General features: G+C 59.4%; 13 protein-coding genes. 6 read left to right on the top strand and 7 right to left on the bottom strand.

The window, feature by feature from the left end; genetic code table 11:
* Nucleotides 1–233: 233 nt before the first annotated feature.
* On the top strand, nucleotides 234–1,388 hold the full coding sequence (locus PMI36_RS14670) for a MalY/PatB family protein (RefSeq protein ID WP_032830428.1): 1,155 nt from the start codon (nucleotides 234–236) through the stop codon (nucleotides 1,386–1,388).
* A gap of 78 nt (nucleotides 1,389–1,466) precedes the next feature.
* Here PMI36_RS14670 and trbK read toward each other — a convergent pair whose 3' ends face one another.
* Nucleotides 1,467–1,640: an entry exclusion lipoprotein TrbK gene (gene trbK / locus PMI36_RS30625; RefSeq protein ID WP_008072166.1), complete on the bottom strand. Its 174-nt coding sequence runs from the start codon at nucleotides 1,638–1,640 to the stop codon at nucleotides 1,467–1,469.
* Nucleotides 1,641–1,821: 181 nt separating this feature from the next.
* Here trbK and PMI36_RS14675 point away from each other — a divergent pair, with 181 nt between their 5' ends.
* Nucleotides 1,822–2,679: an SDR family oxidoreductase gene (locus tag PMI36_RS14675; protein ID WP_008072165.1), complete on the top strand. Its 858-nt coding sequence runs from the start codon at nucleotides 1,822–1,824 to the stop codon at nucleotides 2,677–2,679.
* 102 nt (nucleotides 2,680–2,781) lie between these two features.
* Here the strand turns inward: PMI36_RS14675 and PMI36_RS14680 are convergent, their stop codons facing one another.
* Nucleotides 2,782–3,294 carry a CinA family protein gene (locus PMI36_RS14680; RefSeq protein ID WP_008072164.1) on the bottom strand — a complete coding sequence of 171 codons (513 nt, stop codon included), beginning with the start codon at nucleotides 3,292–3,294 and terminating at the stop codon, nucleotides 2,782–2,784.
* Nucleotides 3,295–3,464: 170 nt separating this feature from the next.
* Here PMI36_RS14680 and PMI36_RS14685 point away from each other — a divergent pair, with 170 nt between their 5' ends.
* The 3 genes from PMI36_RS14685 to PMI36_RS14695 all read left to right on the top strand — a co-directional run bounded on the left by PMI36_RS14685 (nucleotide 3,465) and on the right by PMI36_RS14695 (nucleotide 6,160).
* Nucleotides 3,465–4,076 (top strand): Yip1 family protein, encoded by a 612-nt coding sequence (locus PMI36_RS14685; protein ID WP_032830444.1) that lies wholly within the window; start codon nucleotides 3,465–3,467, stop codon nucleotides 4,074–4,076.
* 55 nt (nucleotides 4,077–4,131) lie between these two features.
* Nucleotides 4,132–5,478 carry a cation:proton antiporter gene (locus tag PMI36_RS14690; RefSeq protein WP_008072162.1) on the top strand — a complete coding sequence of 449 codons (1,347 nt, stop codon included), beginning with the start codon at nucleotides 4,132–4,134 and terminating at the stop codon, nucleotides 5,476–5,478.
* A 205-nt stretch (nucleotides 5,479–5,683) separates the two neighbouring features.
* Nucleotides 5,684–6,160, top strand: coding sequence for a hemerythrin domain-containing protein (locus PMI36_RS14695; RefSeq protein WP_008072161.1), 477 nt, complete (start codon nucleotides 5,684–5,686; stop codon nucleotides 6,158–6,160).
* Between the two features lie 190 nt (nucleotides 6,161–6,350).
* Here PMI36_RS14695 and PMI36_RS14700 read toward each other — a convergent pair whose 3' ends face one another.
* The 3 genes from PMI36_RS14700 to PMI36_RS14710 all read right to left on the bottom strand — a co-directional run bounded on the left by PMI36_RS14700 (nucleotide 6,351) and on the right by PMI36_RS14710 (nucleotide 12,303).
* Complete coding sequence (locus PMI36_RS14700) at nucleotides 6,351–8,270, bottom strand: hybrid sensor histidine kinase/response regulator (RefSeq protein ID WP_008072160.1); 1,920 nt, start codon at nucleotides 8,268–8,270, stop codon at nucleotides 6,351–6,353.
* A gap of 101 nt (nucleotides 8,271–8,371) precedes the next feature.
* A complete protein-coding gene (locus tag PMI36_RS14705) occupies nucleotides 8,372–10,639 on the bottom strand; it encodes an ATP-dependent DNA helicase (protein WP_008072159.1) in 2,268 nt (755 codons plus the stop codon).
* Complete coding sequence (locus PMI36_RS14710; RefSeq protein ID WP_008072158.1) at nucleotides 10,636–12,303, bottom strand: VRR-NUC domain-containing protein; 1,668 nt, start codon at nucleotides 12,301–12,303, stop codon at nucleotides 10,636–10,638. Before PMI36_RS14710 ends, PMI36_RS14705 begins: the two co-directional genes overlap by 4 nt.
* A gap of 208 nt (nucleotides 12,304–12,511) precedes the next feature.
* Between PMI36_RS14710 and PMI36_RS14715 the strand changes: the two genes are divergently transcribed.
* Nucleotides 12,512–12,736 carry a YgdI/YgdR family lipoprotein gene (locus tag PMI36_RS14715; protein WP_007902349.1) on the top strand — a complete coding sequence of 75 codons (225 nt, stop codon included), beginning with the start codon at nucleotides 12,512–12,514 and terminating at the stop codon, nucleotides 12,734–12,736.
* Nucleotides 12,737–12,907: 171 nt separating this feature from the next.
* Here PMI36_RS14715 and PMI36_RS14720 read toward each other — a convergent pair whose 3' ends face one another.
* Both PMI36_RS14720 and PMI36_RS14725 read right to left on the bottom strand, forming a co-directional pair.
* On the bottom strand, nucleotides 12,908–13,987 hold the full coding sequence (locus tag PMI36_RS14720; RefSeq protein ID WP_008072157.1) for a tartrate dehydrogenase: 1,080 nt from the start codon (nucleotides 13,985–13,987) through the stop codon (nucleotides 12,908–12,910).
* Nucleotides 13,988–14,027: 40 nt separating this feature from the next.
* Complete coding sequence (locus tag PMI36_RS14725) at nucleotides 14,028–15,485, bottom strand: NAD-dependent succinate-semialdehyde dehydrogenase (RefSeq protein ID WP_008072156.1); 1,458 nt, start codon at nucleotides 15,483–15,485, stop codon at nucleotides 14,028–14,030.
* Between the last annotated feature and the right edge of the window lie 391 nt (nucleotides 15,486–15,876).

Here is a 15,876-nt window from a genome sequence, read left to right as displayed (position 1 = left end):
TTTCGCTTAACTGCCTGGCACTGTGCGTTGGCCGGGTTTTTCTGGACGATCACGGTGACGGCAACGGAACTACCGCCACTTTAAACTGTAGACAATGCTGTTTTGTGCTGTGTGAAAACCGACAGCCGGGTAGTTCCGCAAGCCAGCCGGAAACACAATTAATGGGAGCGACCTGTGGGTTTGGCGCTTATCATGGCCACCGGATTAACCCCCTGCCTTTTATGAGACTGAGCATGACTTTCGATTTTGATCAGGTGTTCGACCGCCATGGCACCGGCAGTACCAAATGGAGCCGTTACCCGGCCGACGTGTTGCCGATGTGGGTCGCCGACATGGACTTTGCCGCGCCGCCAGCGATCATTCAGGCGCTGCAAAAACGCCTGGAACACCCGATGCTCGGTTACAGCGTGGCTCAGGATGACTTGCGTGACGCCATCGTCGCCGACCTGTGGAGCAAGTACGCCTGGCGCGTGCAACCTCAGGAGCTGGTCTTCCTGCCGGGTATCGAGTCGGGTTTCAACATGGCCCTGAACGCGCTGGTTCAGCCGCAGCAGAACGTGGTGGTGCAAACGCCGAACTACCCGCCGCTGCGCCATGCGCCGGGCCACTGGCAGCTGAACAAGGTCGAACTGGATTTCGACGCGTTGGCCGATGGCACGTATGCCACGCCACTCGATGCCTTGCGCGAAGCGCTGCAAGGGGGCGGCGCGCTGCTGCTGAGCAACCCGCATAACCCGCTGGGCAAGGTCTTCCCGCGTGAGGAACTGCAAGCGGTCGCCGACATTTGCCTGGAGCAGGACGCCTGGATCATCTCCGACGAGATCCACTCCGAGCTGTGCTTCGACGGGCGCGTACACATTCCGACCGCCTCGCTCAGCCCGCAGATCGCCAAGCGCACCATCACCCTGATGTCGGCGAGCAAGGCCTACAACATCGCCGGTTTGAAGACTGCGTTCATGATCATTCAGGACGCGGCACTGCGTCATCGGGTCAATAGCGCTCGCTGCGGCATGGTCGACAGCGTCAACCCGCTGGGCCTGGAAGCCACCCGCGTCGCCTACAGCGAAGGCGGCCCGTGGTTGACCGAGCTCATGGCCTACCTGCAAAGCAATCGGGATTATCTGGTGGAAGCGGTTCGTACGCGATTGCCGGGTGTGACCATGAACATCCCTCAGGGCACTTACCTGGCATGGCTCGACTGCACGGCGCTGGGGCTGGATAACCCGCAGCAGTTTTTCCTTGAACAGGCCAAGGTCGGGCTGAGCGCCGGGCTGGACTTCGGCGATCACGCTCGGCAGTTCGTGCGTCTGAACTTCGGCTGCCCACGGGCGCTGCTGGAAGAAGGGATCGCGCGGATGGAGCGTAGTTTGCGTAACCGCCAAGCCTGACGCCCCAGGTTGACACCGAAAACCCGATGCCTGTGCATCGGGTTTTTTATGGGTGATAGGCGCAGTATCGAATCCTGCTCAAGGCGTTATGCGCTCCAGGCAAGCCTTGATGAAGGCTTCCCGCTTCTGATCGTCCGGCAGCTTCATGAAGTTTTTCGGCTCGCAATTTTTCTCGTTCACATCGTATTTGTTTTCGCAGCCAGTGAGACATGCCAACGACAGTGCCAGTGCAATTAGCGATTGAGTGTTCATGAGCAACTCCTCACCGAGTTTTCTTGCATCGCATTGAGCCTAACTCATGAGTTGAGTGTATGCAGGAACAGCGAACTTTCCTCTGAGCTAAACCCGTAGGAAGTCCAACCGAACTCAAGACAAAAGACCGGGGTCAACCCCAATGCCATGGTCTTTTGCCTTGAACAGAGGAGATTCCCCGATGACTGACTATCCAAAACCACCCTTCCCGAAACAAAGCCAGCCAGTCCCCGGTATTCAAACGAAAATGGACCCTTACCCGGATTGTGGCGAGCAGAGCTACAAAGGTTCGGGTCGGCTAGAGGGCAAGATCGCCCTGATCACCGGTGCCGACAGCGGCATTGGCCGTGCAGTGGCGATTGCTTTCGCCCGGGAAGGCGCGGATGTAGCGATTGCCTACCTGAATGAAACCGAAGACGCGCAGGAAACCGCACGCTGGGTCGAACAGGCAGGTCGTCAAAGCCTGCTGCTTCCGGGCGATGTGGCGCAGAAAGCACACTGCCAGGCGCTGGTGGACAAAACGGTGGAGCGCTTTGGCCGGATCGACATTCTGGTCAACAACGCCGCCTTCCAGATGACCCACGAAAACATCGAAGACATCCCGGACGAAGAATGGGTGATGACCTTCGATGTGAACATCACGGCCATGTTCAGGCTCTGTCAGGCGGCGCTGAAACACATGAAGCCCGGCAGCTCGATCATCAACACCAGTTCGGTCAACTCCGACATGCCCAAGCCGACATTGCTGGCCTACGCGACCACCAAGGGCGCGATTGCCAACTTTTCCGCCGGCCTGGCGCAGATGCTGGGACCAAAGAGCATCCGGGTGAACAGCGTGGCGCCGGGGCCGATCTGGACGCCGCTGATCGTCTCGACCATGCCCGAGGAAGACGTGCAAAACTTCGGCGCGCAAACCCCGCTCGGCCGTCCCGGTCAACCGGTGGAAGTCGCGCCGATCTATGTGCTGCTGGCCTCGGATGAAGCCAGCTACATCACCGGGCAACGGTATGGCGTCACCGGCGGCAAACCGATGCTCTGACGCAACTGGTATGGCCTGCGTTCGGCAGCTACGGGGATCGCGGTGAGTCAGGGCTCTTGAGCGATCACCGAAATCTTGCCATTGCGCTCTAACCGGCGTCGTTCATGGTGTGACCTGGCCTTGTTCACCGGCCAATGCACGTTGATGAAAAAACGACACCCGCTTCAAGGCATGTTCAGCGGCCAGTAACTGGACCCGGCTGCGCGATCCGAAAAAGCGGTGCTGGTGAGTGAACACACGCTTCCCTCGCTCGGTCTGGTACGCCCAGGCGAAACAGACGGTGCCAGCCGGAATCCCGTCGATATCCTCCGGGCCCAGAATGCCGGTGGTGGCTACCGCGACATTGGCGGGGCTGTCGCGCAATGCTCCCAAGGCCATTTCGCACGCCACTTCGCAACTGGTCAGGTTGAAGGTTTTGATCGTATCGGGGCTGACGTTAAGCAATCGCTGCTTGGCTTCGGAGGAATAAACCACATAGCCGCTCTCGATCAGGTCCCCGCTGTTCGGCACCTCGGCCAGCAATGTCACGATTTTTCCAGCGGTACAGGATTCGGCCGTCGTCAGTCGCAAGTCGTGTTGCCGCAAATAGTCGACGACGGATTGGCTGACGTTCATGACCAGGCACCCAGGCAAGAGGAACTGCTCGGTTGACCTTCGCCGTTTGTAAACATTCCCTCCAGCCGACCGCGCTTGAGGCACCCGATAAAAAATGAACCCCCGGCGATGGATGCACCTCAATACTTCTAGGGGCCCCTATGCCGGGCCGCTTGTATCTGGAGGTCGTCATGTCCGCACATTTCGTCAGGCTGTTCACTCAGCCCAATTTCGTCTGGACAGATATTCGTAAGGATGAGGAAGCGCATCCGCGCCATTACCTCGCTCATTTGCTGGTGCTCGCCTTGATCCCCGCCGCGTGCCTGTTTATCGGGACCACCTACGTCGGCTGGAACCTGGCCGAGAACGAAACGGTCAAGCTCAGTACCACCAGCGCCCTGCAACTCTGCGGGCTGCTGTACCTGAGCATCATTGTTGGCGTGGTGCTGATGGGGCTGTTCATCCGCTGGATGTCGCGCACCTTTGACTCACGCCCCACCGTCAATCAGTGCATCGGTTTTGCCGCCTACACCGTCACTCCGTTCTTCCTTGCAGGTATTGCCGGGCTCTATCCGAGTCGCTGGCTGGCGATCACCGTGCTGGGGGCCGCCTCCCTCTATTCGACGTTTCTGCTGTTCGTCGGTTTGCCGATCTTCATGCACGAGCGAAAGGAGCAAGGCTTGCTGAATGCGGCGAGCGTATGGGGCGTCGGGCTATTGGTGCTGGTGACTATTTTGGTGGAGATGATTCTGCTCTGGTTCAACTACCTAGGGCCTGAGTACTTACGCGTGACTGGCGTTTGATTTTCCTGAGTCCGCCATCCGCCGGCGATCGGCGGTACACCTCCGAGAACCGGGCATGAGCTTCATTGTATGGGTGGCGGTGTTGGGTGCTGTGCTGCTGACCCTGGCGCTGACCTCGTCCTATCTGCGCTGGATGCCGGTGACCACGTCGGCGGTGTGCCTGGCGCTGGGCGTGGCGATCGGTCCGGGTGGCTTGGGCTTGCTGAAGCTGGACATCAAGGACGCGGCAATCTGGATGGAGCACCTGACGGAAGTCGCGGTGCTCTTTTCGCTGTTTGTCTGCGGACTCAAATTGCGCCTGCCGCTGAAGGATCTTCGATGGCGGGTGGCGTTCGGCCTTGCGGGACCGGTGATGATCTTGACCATCATTGGCGTCTGCCTGTTACTGCATTACGGTTTTGCCCTGGCGTGGGGGCCGTCGTTGCTGATCGGGGCGATTCTGGCCCCCACCGATCCGGTACTGGCCTCGCTGGTGCAAGTCAACGACGCCAGGGATTACGACTCAGTGCGTTTCGGGCTCTCCGGTGAGGCGGGCCTCAACGACGGCATCGCCTTCCCTTTCGTGATCCTCGGTTTGCTGTTTGTGCAACAGAGCGGTGATAGCCAGGCCTGGCTCGGTGAGTGGGCATTGAAAAGTGTGCTGTGGGCCGTGCCGGTCGGTTTGTTGACCGGTTACTGGATGGGCCACGGCATCGGTCGCTTGACCTTGTCGATGCGCATCCGCAATGCCGACAGCACCATTTCTCCCAACGATTACCTGACCCTGGCCCTGATCGCACTCGCTTATGTCGCGGCCGAGGAGATCCATGGCTATGGCTTTCTGTCGGTATTCGCCGCCGGCCTGGGGTTGCGACAAGCCGAAGTCAAATCCACCGGCGACGCACGGATCCCCGCCGAGCATCTGGTGCAACCGGTGGTCGGCCACCAGAACGTCGAGCCTGAGGCCGCCGTCCATGGCGATGTCGAGAACTTGCCGGAAACTCAGGTGGCGGCCGGCATCATGATGGGCGACATGCTGGCATTCGGCAGTTTGGTGGAACGGGCCATGGAAGTGTTTCTGGTCACCCTGCTGGGCGTGGTGCTGGTGGGCCATTGGGATTGGCGAGCGTTGGCGGTTGCACTGGTGTTGTTCTGTGCCATTCGCCCCTTGTGTGTAGGGATCATGCCGTGGGGGCGCCTGCTGGACGGCCGCCAGCGGCTGTTGATCGGCTGGTTCGGGATTCGCGGCATCGGGAGCTTTTATTACCTGTTCTACGCCTTGAACCATGACCTCGGTCCGGCAGCAGCGACGCTGTGCACCGACCTGACGTTGTCGGTGGTGGCGCTCAGCATTCTGGCGCATGGCATCAGTACTCAACCGATGCTGGCCCGTTATGAGCAGCGCAATCAGCAGAACGGCTGACGAACGTCGGTCAACCTGCACTGAGCAGCAAACTGAATTCATGCAGGCTGCACGATAATGGCTTGTTGAAAACCATCACAACCGATTGTTTTTATTTGGGTTTTCTTAACCTTTAAAACAGGCACGGGAAATGCTCCAGCAGTGTGAGCGACAACGGCAGGAAGACCGTTTGCGCCTGACCCGTGACTAAACAAGAGGTTCGATCATGAACGCCATTGACCTGTTGAAAACCGACCATGAACGCGTAAAAGGGATCCTGGCCCAGTTGAGCGAGTCCACTGAACGTGGGGTGAAAAAACGCACCGAGTTGCTGGCCAAGCTGGAAATGGAAATCAAGATCCATACCCGCCTGGAAGAAGAAGTCTTGTACCCGGCGTATAAAAAGGCCGGGGGCAAGGAACAGGATGTGATGTATTACGAAGCCAAGGAAGAACATCGCACCGTCGATTCGCTGGTGCTTCCCGACCTGAAAACCACCGATCCCGCTAGCATCGAATTCGCCGGTCGAGTGAAAGTGGTCAAGGAACTGCTGGAACATCACATCGAAGAAGAGGAGAAGGAAATGTTTCCTCAGGCCAAAAAGCTGCTGGGCAAAGCGACGCTCGACGAATTGGGTGTAGAGATGGAAAGCCTGAAAGCCCGGTACAAAAAAGAGCTGGGCGCGTCCAACCTCGCGGCTTGAATAGCAAAGGCGCGGCGAATGACTTACGAGACTCTTGAGTCTGTGAGAAACCTGTGGCGAGGGAGGCATGCTCGCGCTTGAGTGCGAAGCGCTCACAAAAACAGGCAATTATTGTCAGATTTTTGGGGGCCGCTACGCAGCCCAACGCGAGCAAGCTCGCTCGCCACAAAGGTTTACATGAGGGCAACGGTCACTTCATCACCAAGGCAATGATTTCCACCAGATTGAGTTGGGTAAAGGGTTTGGACAGGCGTGGGAGTCTGGCCGCCAAGCCTTCCAGACGCTCGGCGTAACCGGTGGCGAGGATGATCGGCAGCTGTGGCCTGATGTTGCGGATAATCTGCGCCAATTGCTCGCCGTTCATTTTGGGCATCACCATGTCCGTAATGACCAGGTCAATCGCGGGTTCACTGTCGAATAGCTCCAGCGCCTGCGCGCCGGACGAGGCACTGATCACCCGATGGCCCAGGTCCTCGAGCAACAGGCTGGTACTGGTCAACACCAGGCTGTCGTCGTCCACGACCAACACACACAGACGAGGCACCCGCGACATGGCTGTTTCCTCGATAGCGGGTGTGGTGGTCGAGTTGGCCAGTGCCACGGGTATCCAGAGTTCAGCCGTGGTGCCGACATTCTTCCGGCTTTTCAGACTGAAGCGTCCTCCCAATTGCTCTAAATACCCGAGAACCATCGACAACCCCAGGCCAGTGCCTTTGCCGACGCCTTTGGTGGTGAAGAAGGGGTCCATGGCCGACGCCAGGGTAGCGTCATCCATGCCCTCCCCCGTATCCGTGACACTCAGGCAGACATAACGGCCTGCCGTCAGGGATAACTTCTGATCGTGGACCTCATGTGTCTGGGCGCTGATGATGAGTTTCCCGCCGTCGGGCATGGCATCGCGGGCGTTGGTCGCCAGATTCAGCACCGCCAGTTCCAGCTGATTGACGTCGGCCATCACCGGTTCGAGTTCGGGCGCAAAGCGGGTTTCTATGCTCACCGCAGGCCCCAAAGAGCTGCGCAACAGCCCGGTAATCCCCTGTATCAGAGTTGGTATCTCAACAGATTCGGTCTTGAGTTCCTGACGCCTGGCAAACGCCAGCATGCGCTGGGTCAAGGAAACGCCACGCAAGGCGCCTTGAGTGGCGTTGTCGAGCAAACGGGTAATTCTCGGGTCGTCTGCCGCACGTTTACGAACGATTTCCAGATTGCCGAGAATAACGGTCAGCAGATTATTGAAGTCGTGGGCAATCCCCCCGCTGAGTTGACCGATGGCCTGCATCTTTTGCGCCTGAAACAACGCTTCGCGGGTTTTCTCAAGGGCTTGCTGGGCTTGGGTCACCTCGGTGATGTCCCGAGTGATCTTGGCAAATCCCAGCAACGTGCCGGTTTCGCCCCAAATCGGGTCGACCACGACATGCGCGAAAAAACGCGTGCCATCCTTGCGCACGCGCCAGGCCTTGTTTTCGAATCGCCCCTCGCGTGTAGCGATCTCCAGCGCACGCTGGGGTTCACCGGCTTCGCGGTCTTCAGGGGTGTAAAACATCGAGAAATGCTGGCCGATAACTTCTTCGGGCCGGTAGCCCTTGATTCGCTGAGCCCCCAGATTCCAGTTGGTCACGCGTCCATCCGGGGCGAGCATGTAGATGGCGTAGTCGGTGACGCTTTGCACCAGCAGCCGGAACTGCTGCTCGCTTTGCTTGAGGGTTTCTTCGGCCATTTTGCGGTCGGTCAAATCCCGGGTGATCTTGGCAAAACCCAGCAATTTGCCCGACGGATCGCGAATGGGATCGATGATGACGTGGGACCAGAAATGCGTGCCGTCCTTGCGAACCCGCCAGCCTTCGCCCTCGAAACGCCCTTCGTGAATGGCGGTATCAAGGGCGCGCTGAGGCAAACCGGCCTTGCGGTCCTCTTCGGTATAAAAACGCGAGAAATGCTGACCAAGAATCTCCGCCTCCTCATACCCTTTGAAACGCTTGGCGCCAGCGTTCCAACTGGTGATGATGCCATCGGGGTCAATCATGTAGATCGCGTAGTCCACCACGGCATCGATCAGCAGACGAAAGCGCATCTCCTCTATGGCATTGATCTTGGTCCGGTCATCGCTCATGGCGCCCTGTCCTTATTGTTGTTCTTCTGGAGTATGCGACAAACCGCTCGTTTGGTAATTCCAAAAAAACCAATACGTGGGTGGGGACACTACTCAACAGGCTAAAAAGGCGCCGATTTCATCGACCACCAGCGCGGCAGCAATTGCTTGACCTTGCTCTCGCCAAATCGGTCATCGATCAGCATCACTACCCCTTGATCCTGCTGAGTGCGGATCACCCGCCCCGCTGCTTGCACGACTTTCTGCACGCCAGGAAACAGGTAGGTGTAGTCATACCCGGCACCGAAAATCGCCGCCATGCGCTGTTTCATCTGTTCGTTGACCGGATTGAGCTGCGCCAGCCCCAGGGTGGCAATGAATGCACCAATCAACCGCGCGCCGGGTAAATCGATGCCTTCGCCGAATGCGCCACCCAGCACCGCAAACCCTACGCCCTGACTATGGACGGTGAATTGATCGAGAAATGCCTGACGCGGCCCTTCCCCCATGCCCCGGGACTGCGACCACAGCGTGATGTGCGGATGCCGCTCGGCCAGCAACTGTGCCACTTGCTGCAAATAATCGAAGCTGCTGAAGAACGCCAGGTAGTTACCGGGGCGTTGGGTGAACTGTTTGGCAATCAGCTCGACGATGGGCTCAAGGGACGCCTGACGGTGGACATAGCGAGTCGAAATCTGGCTGACAATGTGCACTTGCAGCTGATCGGCGTGAAATGGCGACTCCACATCGATCCACACCGTGTTCGCCGGTGTTCCCAGCAAATCCGCGTAGTAATGCCCAGGGCTCAGGGTGGCGGAAAAAAGCACGGTGCTACGCGCAGCGGTCAAGCGCGGGCGGATGAAACCAGCGGGCACAACATTGCGCAGGCATAGCTGCGACAGGTTGCGCTTGCGCTCGAGGTCGCGTTTGCTGATATCGAACAGGAAATGCTCATCGAACAGTTCAGCCACGCGGCCGAACTGCAGCATGTCGAAGTAAAAATTCTGCAAGCCGCTGTCCAGGCCCTGAGGGTGATCATTCAGGTAATCGCCGATGCTCGCGCAGCTTAAGGACAGCGCCTGAAGGAGTTTTTCCGGGGCTTTGTCGTAGGCCTGATAGGGGCTGAGTTGCTGATCATGCAGGGCGTTCCATTCGCGATTGACCCGCTGCAAGGATCTCTTCAGTGGCTCAGGTGCGGTTTTTCGCACGCTGTTCAACGTCGCCTGGTCGAGGCTGGCGCTGTACATCTGCCGGCCACGCTCCACCAGATTGTGCGCTTCGTCCACCAGCACCGCGACTTTCCAGTTATTGGCCTGGGCCAGCCCGAACAGCAATGCGCTGAAGTCGAAATAGTAGTTGTAGTCGGCGACTACCACGTCCGCCCAGCGGGCCATTTCCTGGCTGAGGTAGTAGGGGCAAACGTCATGCTGCAGGGCAACCTCGCGCAATGCGCTCTGGTTCAGCAGGTTCAATTGGCTGGCGGCCTGACGCGCGGCCGGCAGACGATCATAAAAGCCCTGGGCCAACGGGCACGACTCGCCATGGCAGGCCTTGTCCGGGTGCTCGCAAGCCTTGTCCCGGGCGATCATTTCGAGAACTCGCAAGGGTGGAGCATCGGCACTGGCGAGGATGACCTGAGCGGCGTCCAGCGCCAATTTGCGCCCCGGTGTTTTCGCCGTGAGGAAAAACACCTTGTCCAATTGCTGCGGCGCCAAGGCCTTGAGCATCGGGAACAGCGTGCCAACGGTCTTGCCGATACCGGTCGGAGCCTGGGCCATCAGGCAGCGACCGGTGCTGACAGCCTTGAACACCGACTCGGCCAGATGCCGTTGCCCGGGACGGAAATCGGCATGGGGAAATGCCAACTGTTGCGCGGCCAGATTGCGCCCTTCGCGATGGGCCATTTCCTGCTCGGCCCAGTGCAGGAACAACCCGCAATGGTGCTCGAAGAACAGCTGCAGTTCGGCAGCGCTGAAGGCCTCTTCCAGGCAGGTTTCCTTTTCGCTGACGATGTCGAAGTACACCAGCGCCAGATTGATGCGTTCCAGCTGCAGTTCCTGGCACATCAACCCACCGTAGATCTTCGCCTGCGCCCAGTGCAGCTGCCGGTGGTTGACCGGTTGTTTGCTCAGGTCGCCACGGTAGGTCTTGATTTCTTCGAGGCAGTTTTGCGCTGGATCGTAGCCGTCTGCCCGACCTTTCACGTTCAAGGTTCGATACTGGCCCTCAAGCGCGACTTCATTCTGGTAACCCTCGCTGCGCCGTGAGGCTACGGTGCGATGCCCGACGATGCCTTCCAGCGCGGTTGGCGACGGGGTGAAACGCAGGTCGAGGTCGCCGACCTTGGCGGTGAATTCACACAGCGCCCACACCGCAATGCTGTAGCTCACGCGCCCTGCTCCGCCCATTGCACGTAGCAGACGGCGATCGGCATCTGGTGTTCGTGACAGAACTCCAGCCAGCGCAGTTGATTGTCTTGCAACCGATCGCCAGGGCCTTTGACTTCGATCATCCGGTAGGTTTTGTCTTGCGGCCAAAACTGAATCAGGTCCGGCATGCCGGCGCGGTTGGCCTTGATGTCGAGCAAAAGACGATTGAACCAGTGCTTGAGGTGTTCGGCGGGCAGACAGGCAAGTGCCTGCTCCAGCAGTTCCTCGCTCAGCGCACCCCAGAATACGAACGGCGACTGCACGCCCCACTTGGCGCTGTAACGCTCGCGGACAGTGTGCACATAACGCCCGTCATCGAGTTCAGCGAGGCAGGCCTGAAACAGATCCGCGCGCCGCGCATGAAAGTCTTCGTTGAGCAGGTCCACTGGCCCGCGCTGGAACGGGTGAAAAAACGCCCCCGGCAACGGCGCGAAGATCGCCGGCCAGCACAGCAACCCGAACAGTGAATTGATCAGGCTGTTCTCGACGTAATGCACCGGCGCTGAATCGTCCGCCAGATGCGCCTGAACGTAAGACTCCACCGACAACGCCGGATCGTGCCGGGGCAGTTGCAGGTCCAGACGCTGCATGGCCCGAGGGGCTGGCCGCTTGATCGGCGGCCCGCCCAGTTTGCGCCGCAGCCTGGGCAGCACACGCAATAGATGCTGATGCTCGGCGGCGCTTTCAGGGGCTTGCTCGGCGTGGGTGGCCAGGTCCATGGCCAGTTGATATTCAGCACAGCGCTCCAGCACGCGAATCAACCGCAGACGCGCGCCGGGGTAGGCGCATTCGCGGTAGAGGTTCAGGGCAGTGGAAAAATCCGCGACGCGCTCGCAATGCTGGCCGATCTGGAACAGCAGTTTGCCCCGACGTCTTTGCAGCCAGGGATTGTCGAGCTGCAGCCCGTTGATCTGCTCGACAATCGCCGCCACGTCTTCACCCGCCTCGAAACGCTGCTGACAGCTGTGCAGGAACAGGCAGGCGTCGACGTCCTCGCGACTACGCAAGCCTCGGGACTCGGCGCAGAATTCGACTTTCTCGTAGGTAAAGATGCCCAGGTCGGCCAGCACGAACTCCGACCAGTCCTGGTAAAGATTGCCGAAGAACATCAGCCGCAGCCGGTCGCACAGGCCCATGACGGTCAGGCTGAACAACCGCTCATTCAGTGCCGGGCACCACTGGGCAAAACTTTGCACCTCGGGAAACTGCTCGCTCAGGGCCGCCAGCCAATCGGTCTTTTTGCCTTTGGGCTGATCGATGACGCTGCCAAAGCACTGGAGAATCTCGGCCTTGAGCAACACCTCGAACAAGTCCTCGATGTGCAATGGCGACTGCTCATCGATCCAGCCCGATGCCAGCAACGGCGCCGCAGCGCTGTCGATGTCGCCGATCTCGACGTAACTCAGCTTGCCGGCCCTGAAATGCACACCCTTGCGCATCACCAGTCTGACCAGCAGCGCCTGGGACTCGCGGGGCATTCGATTGAAGTCGCGGATGAAATCCTGCTCCTCGACGCTTAATACATCGGCATAGCGATGCTCAAGCCAATCAAGCACTTGCATGAAGTTGTTCAAGTAATAGAACGGGTCGTCGAGAGGATTTACAATCACGGGCAAAAGGGCCATGGCAAACGAGTACTGGTTATGCGTACAGATACCAGCTATGCCCCACCCGGTGCAAACGGAAAAGGATCAGTGGCGACGCTATCCGGCAATTTTCGGGTGACCATCGAACTTTCTGCCATTCCATCGCACCAACCGCGTTAGAGGTACAGCGACGATTGATCTCAAGCGGGGCGTTCGCGCTGTTTTTATTCAGTGATGAGAGGTGTGTATGAATATCAAGACTCTGGGTTTGCCCTTGGCAGTAGCGGCCTTTCTGGCCCTGGCCGGTTGCTCGACGCCAACGGTTGTTACCCTGCAGAACGGCACTCAGTATTTGACCAAGGACATGCCGAATACCAAGACCGAGGACGGCTTCTTTGAGTTTGAAGATATTTCCGGGGCAAAGGTGAAAGTCCGGGCCGATGACGTGGCCACGGTTCGCAAGGAAGACTGAGCCCCTGACGGGCTAAACGACGAATATCCTGTGGGAGCGTGGCTTGCCCGCGAAAAATTCACCGCGGTTTGTCAGGTATCACGCGTAATCGTTCTTCGCGGGCAAGCCACGCTCCCACAGGTTCTGCGTTTTAACCTACCGGCATTAGCGCTGCCCGCTTTGGTTTGGGCTTTAAAGCGCTTGTGCAATCGCCTTTCCGACCTCCTGGGTCGAGCCCTTCCCGCCCAGATCCGGCGTGATCGGCCCCTCGGCAATCACCCGTTCGATCGCCTGCAGAATCCCGTCGTGCGCGGCGCGATAACGCTCATCACCGTTCCCCAGAAAATCCAGCATCAACGCACCGGACCAGATCATGGCGATCGGGTTGGCGATATTGCGCCCGTAGATGTCCGGGGCCGAACCATGCACCGGTTCGAACAGCGACGGAAAACGCCGCTCGGGATCGAGGTTGGCCGACGGTGCAATGCCGATGGTGCCGGCGCAGGCAGGTCCCAGGTCGGACAAGATGTCGCCAAACAGGTTCGACGCCACCACCACATCGAACCGGTCCGGTTGCAGCACAAAACGCGCACACAGAATGTCGATGTGTTGCTTGTCCCAGGTGATGTCCGGGTACTGCGCAGCCATCAACGCCGTGCGTTCGTCCCAGTACGGCATGCTGATGGAAATCCCGTTGGACTTGGTCGCCGCCGTCAGGCGCTTGCGCGGTCGGGTCTGGGCCAGGTCGAAGGCGAATTTGAGAATCCGGTCCACGCCACGTCGGGTGAACACTGACTCTTGCAGCACGAATTCATGCTCGGTGCCTTCGAACATCTTGCCGCCGACCGAGGAATACTCGCCCTCGGTGTTCTCGCGGATCACCACGAAATCGATGTCGCCCGGTTTGCGTCCGGCCAGCGGGCACGGCACACCGGGAAACAGCCGCACCGGGCGAATGTTCACGTACTGGTCGAAGTCGCGGCGAAACTTCAACAGCGACCCCCACAGGGAAATGTGATCCGGCACCTTGTCCGGCCAGCCTACGGCGCCGAAGTAAATCGCGTCGAAGCCCTTGAGTTGGTCGAACCAGTCATCGGGCATCATCTGCCCGTGTTCCAGGTAGTAATCGCAATGAGCCCAGTCGAGTACTTCGATGCTCAAATCGAGCTGCCACTTTTTTGCGGCCTGCTCCAGTACCCGCACCCCTTCCGGCAGGACTTCCTTGCCGATGCCATCGCCGGCAATCGCAGCGATTCTGAATGGTTTACTCATTAATCATGCCTCGCAAAATGGCTGTGCAATCGTTGTCGGGTTACAGCCCGCCGATGTGGAAAGCTTTGACTTCAAGGTATTCGTCCAGTCCGTACTTGCTGCCTTCACGGCCAAGGCCCGACTGTTTGATGCCGCCGAACGGCGCGACTTCCATGGAAATGATCCCGGTGTTGAGGCCGACCATGCCGAACTCCAGCGCCTCGCCGAACCGCCATGAACGACGCAAGTCCTGAGTGAAATAGTAGGCACCCAGGCCGTAAGGCGTGGCATTGGCCAACGCGAGCGCTTCGGCTTCATCGGTGAAGCGCATCAACGGCGCCACCGGGCCGAAGGTTTCTTCGTTGGCCAAGAGCATGCCGGCGTGGGTGTCGCCGAGGACGGTCGGTTGCACAAACTGGCTGTCACCCTCGGGAATACCGCCGCAGAGCAAACGCGCACCCTGGCTCAGGGCATCGTCGATGTGCCGGGCGACCTTGCTCACCGCCGCCGGGTTGATCAGCGGGCCGATGGTGACGTCGGCGTCCAGGCCATTGCCGACCTTGAGCTTACCCACCTCTTCCACCAATCGCTGGGCGAAGCGCTCGTAAATGCCGTCCTGCACCAGGATGCGGTTGGCGCAAACGCAGGTCTGCCCGGCGTTGCGGAACTTGCTGAGCATGATGCCGGCCACGGCCTGTTCCAGGTCAGCGTCGTCGAACACGATGAATGGCGCGTTGCCGCCCAGTTCCAGGCTCAAGCGCTTGATGTGTTCGGCGCTCTGGCGCATCAGCAGCCGACCGACCGCGGTGGAACCGGTGAAGGAGATTTTGCGCACGGTCGGGTTGCCGGTCAGCTCTTCGCCGATGCCCGCAGGCATCCCGGTCAATACGTTGAACACCCCGGCCGGGATGCCGACGCGTTCGGCCAACACCGCCAGGGCCAGGGCCGACAATGGCGTCAGGTCCGAGGGTTTGACGATGATCGGGCACCCGGCCGCCAGCGCCGGCGCGCACTTGCGAGTGATCATCGCGTTGGGGAAATTCCACGGGGTGATCGCAGCGCACACGCCCACCGGTTGCTTGAGCGTCAGCAGGCGCCGGTCGCCACTGGGGGCCGGCATGGTTTCGCCGTAAACCCGACGGGCCTCTTCGGCGAACCATTTGACGAAGCCGGCGCCGTAGCGGATTTCGCCCTTGGCCTCGTTCAGCGGTTTGCCCTGCTCGCAGGTCATGATCAAGGCAAGGTCGTCGAGGTTGTCGATCATCGCCTGATACCAGCGCTCCAGCAGCGCCGCTCGTTCCGCCGCCGGGCGTGCACGCCATGCCGGCCAGGCGCGTTCGGCGGCTTCGATGGCGCGTCGGGTTTGCGCGCCTTGCATGGCCGGGACTCGGGCGAGCAATTGGCCGGTGGCCGGGTCGATGACGTCCAGGGTCGCGGCGTTATCGGCGCCGATCCACTGCCCGTCCACATAAGCGAGTTCTGCCAGAAGGCTGGGGTCTTTCAAACGATTCTTGAGCATGGTCGAGTCCTGATCCGAGACATTTCCAGTCTAGGGAGATGCCACGGATGAGGATGCTGAAAGCGTCTGATGGGCAGTGTTGGATGCTGAAATTTGCGGTGGGACGGCAGGCTCTACCGAGGGGATTCATGACTTTTCAGACAAACACAAAACCCTGTGGGAGCGGGCTTGCTCGCGAAGGCGTCCTTCCAGTCAATATAGATGTCGCCTGACACGACGCCTTCGCGAGCAAGCCCGCTCCCACATTTGATCTCCATTTACTCGCAAGACCTGATTACAGTTTCAAAGAACCGAGCAGGCCATCCAAAAACCGCTCCCCGGCCTGCATCTGGCTGATCTCGATAAACTCGTCCGGCTTGTGCGCCTGTTCGATCGAGCCCGGGCCGCAGAC

The sequence above is a fragment of the Pseudomonas sp. GM79 genome (assembly GCF_000282495.1).
Lineage (GTDB): Bacteria > Pseudomonadota > Gammaproteobacteria > Pseudomonadales > Pseudomonadaceae > Aquipseudomonas.
Note: the sequence above shows the minus strand (reverse complement) of the source record. Positions and strands in the feature narration are given on the sequence as shown.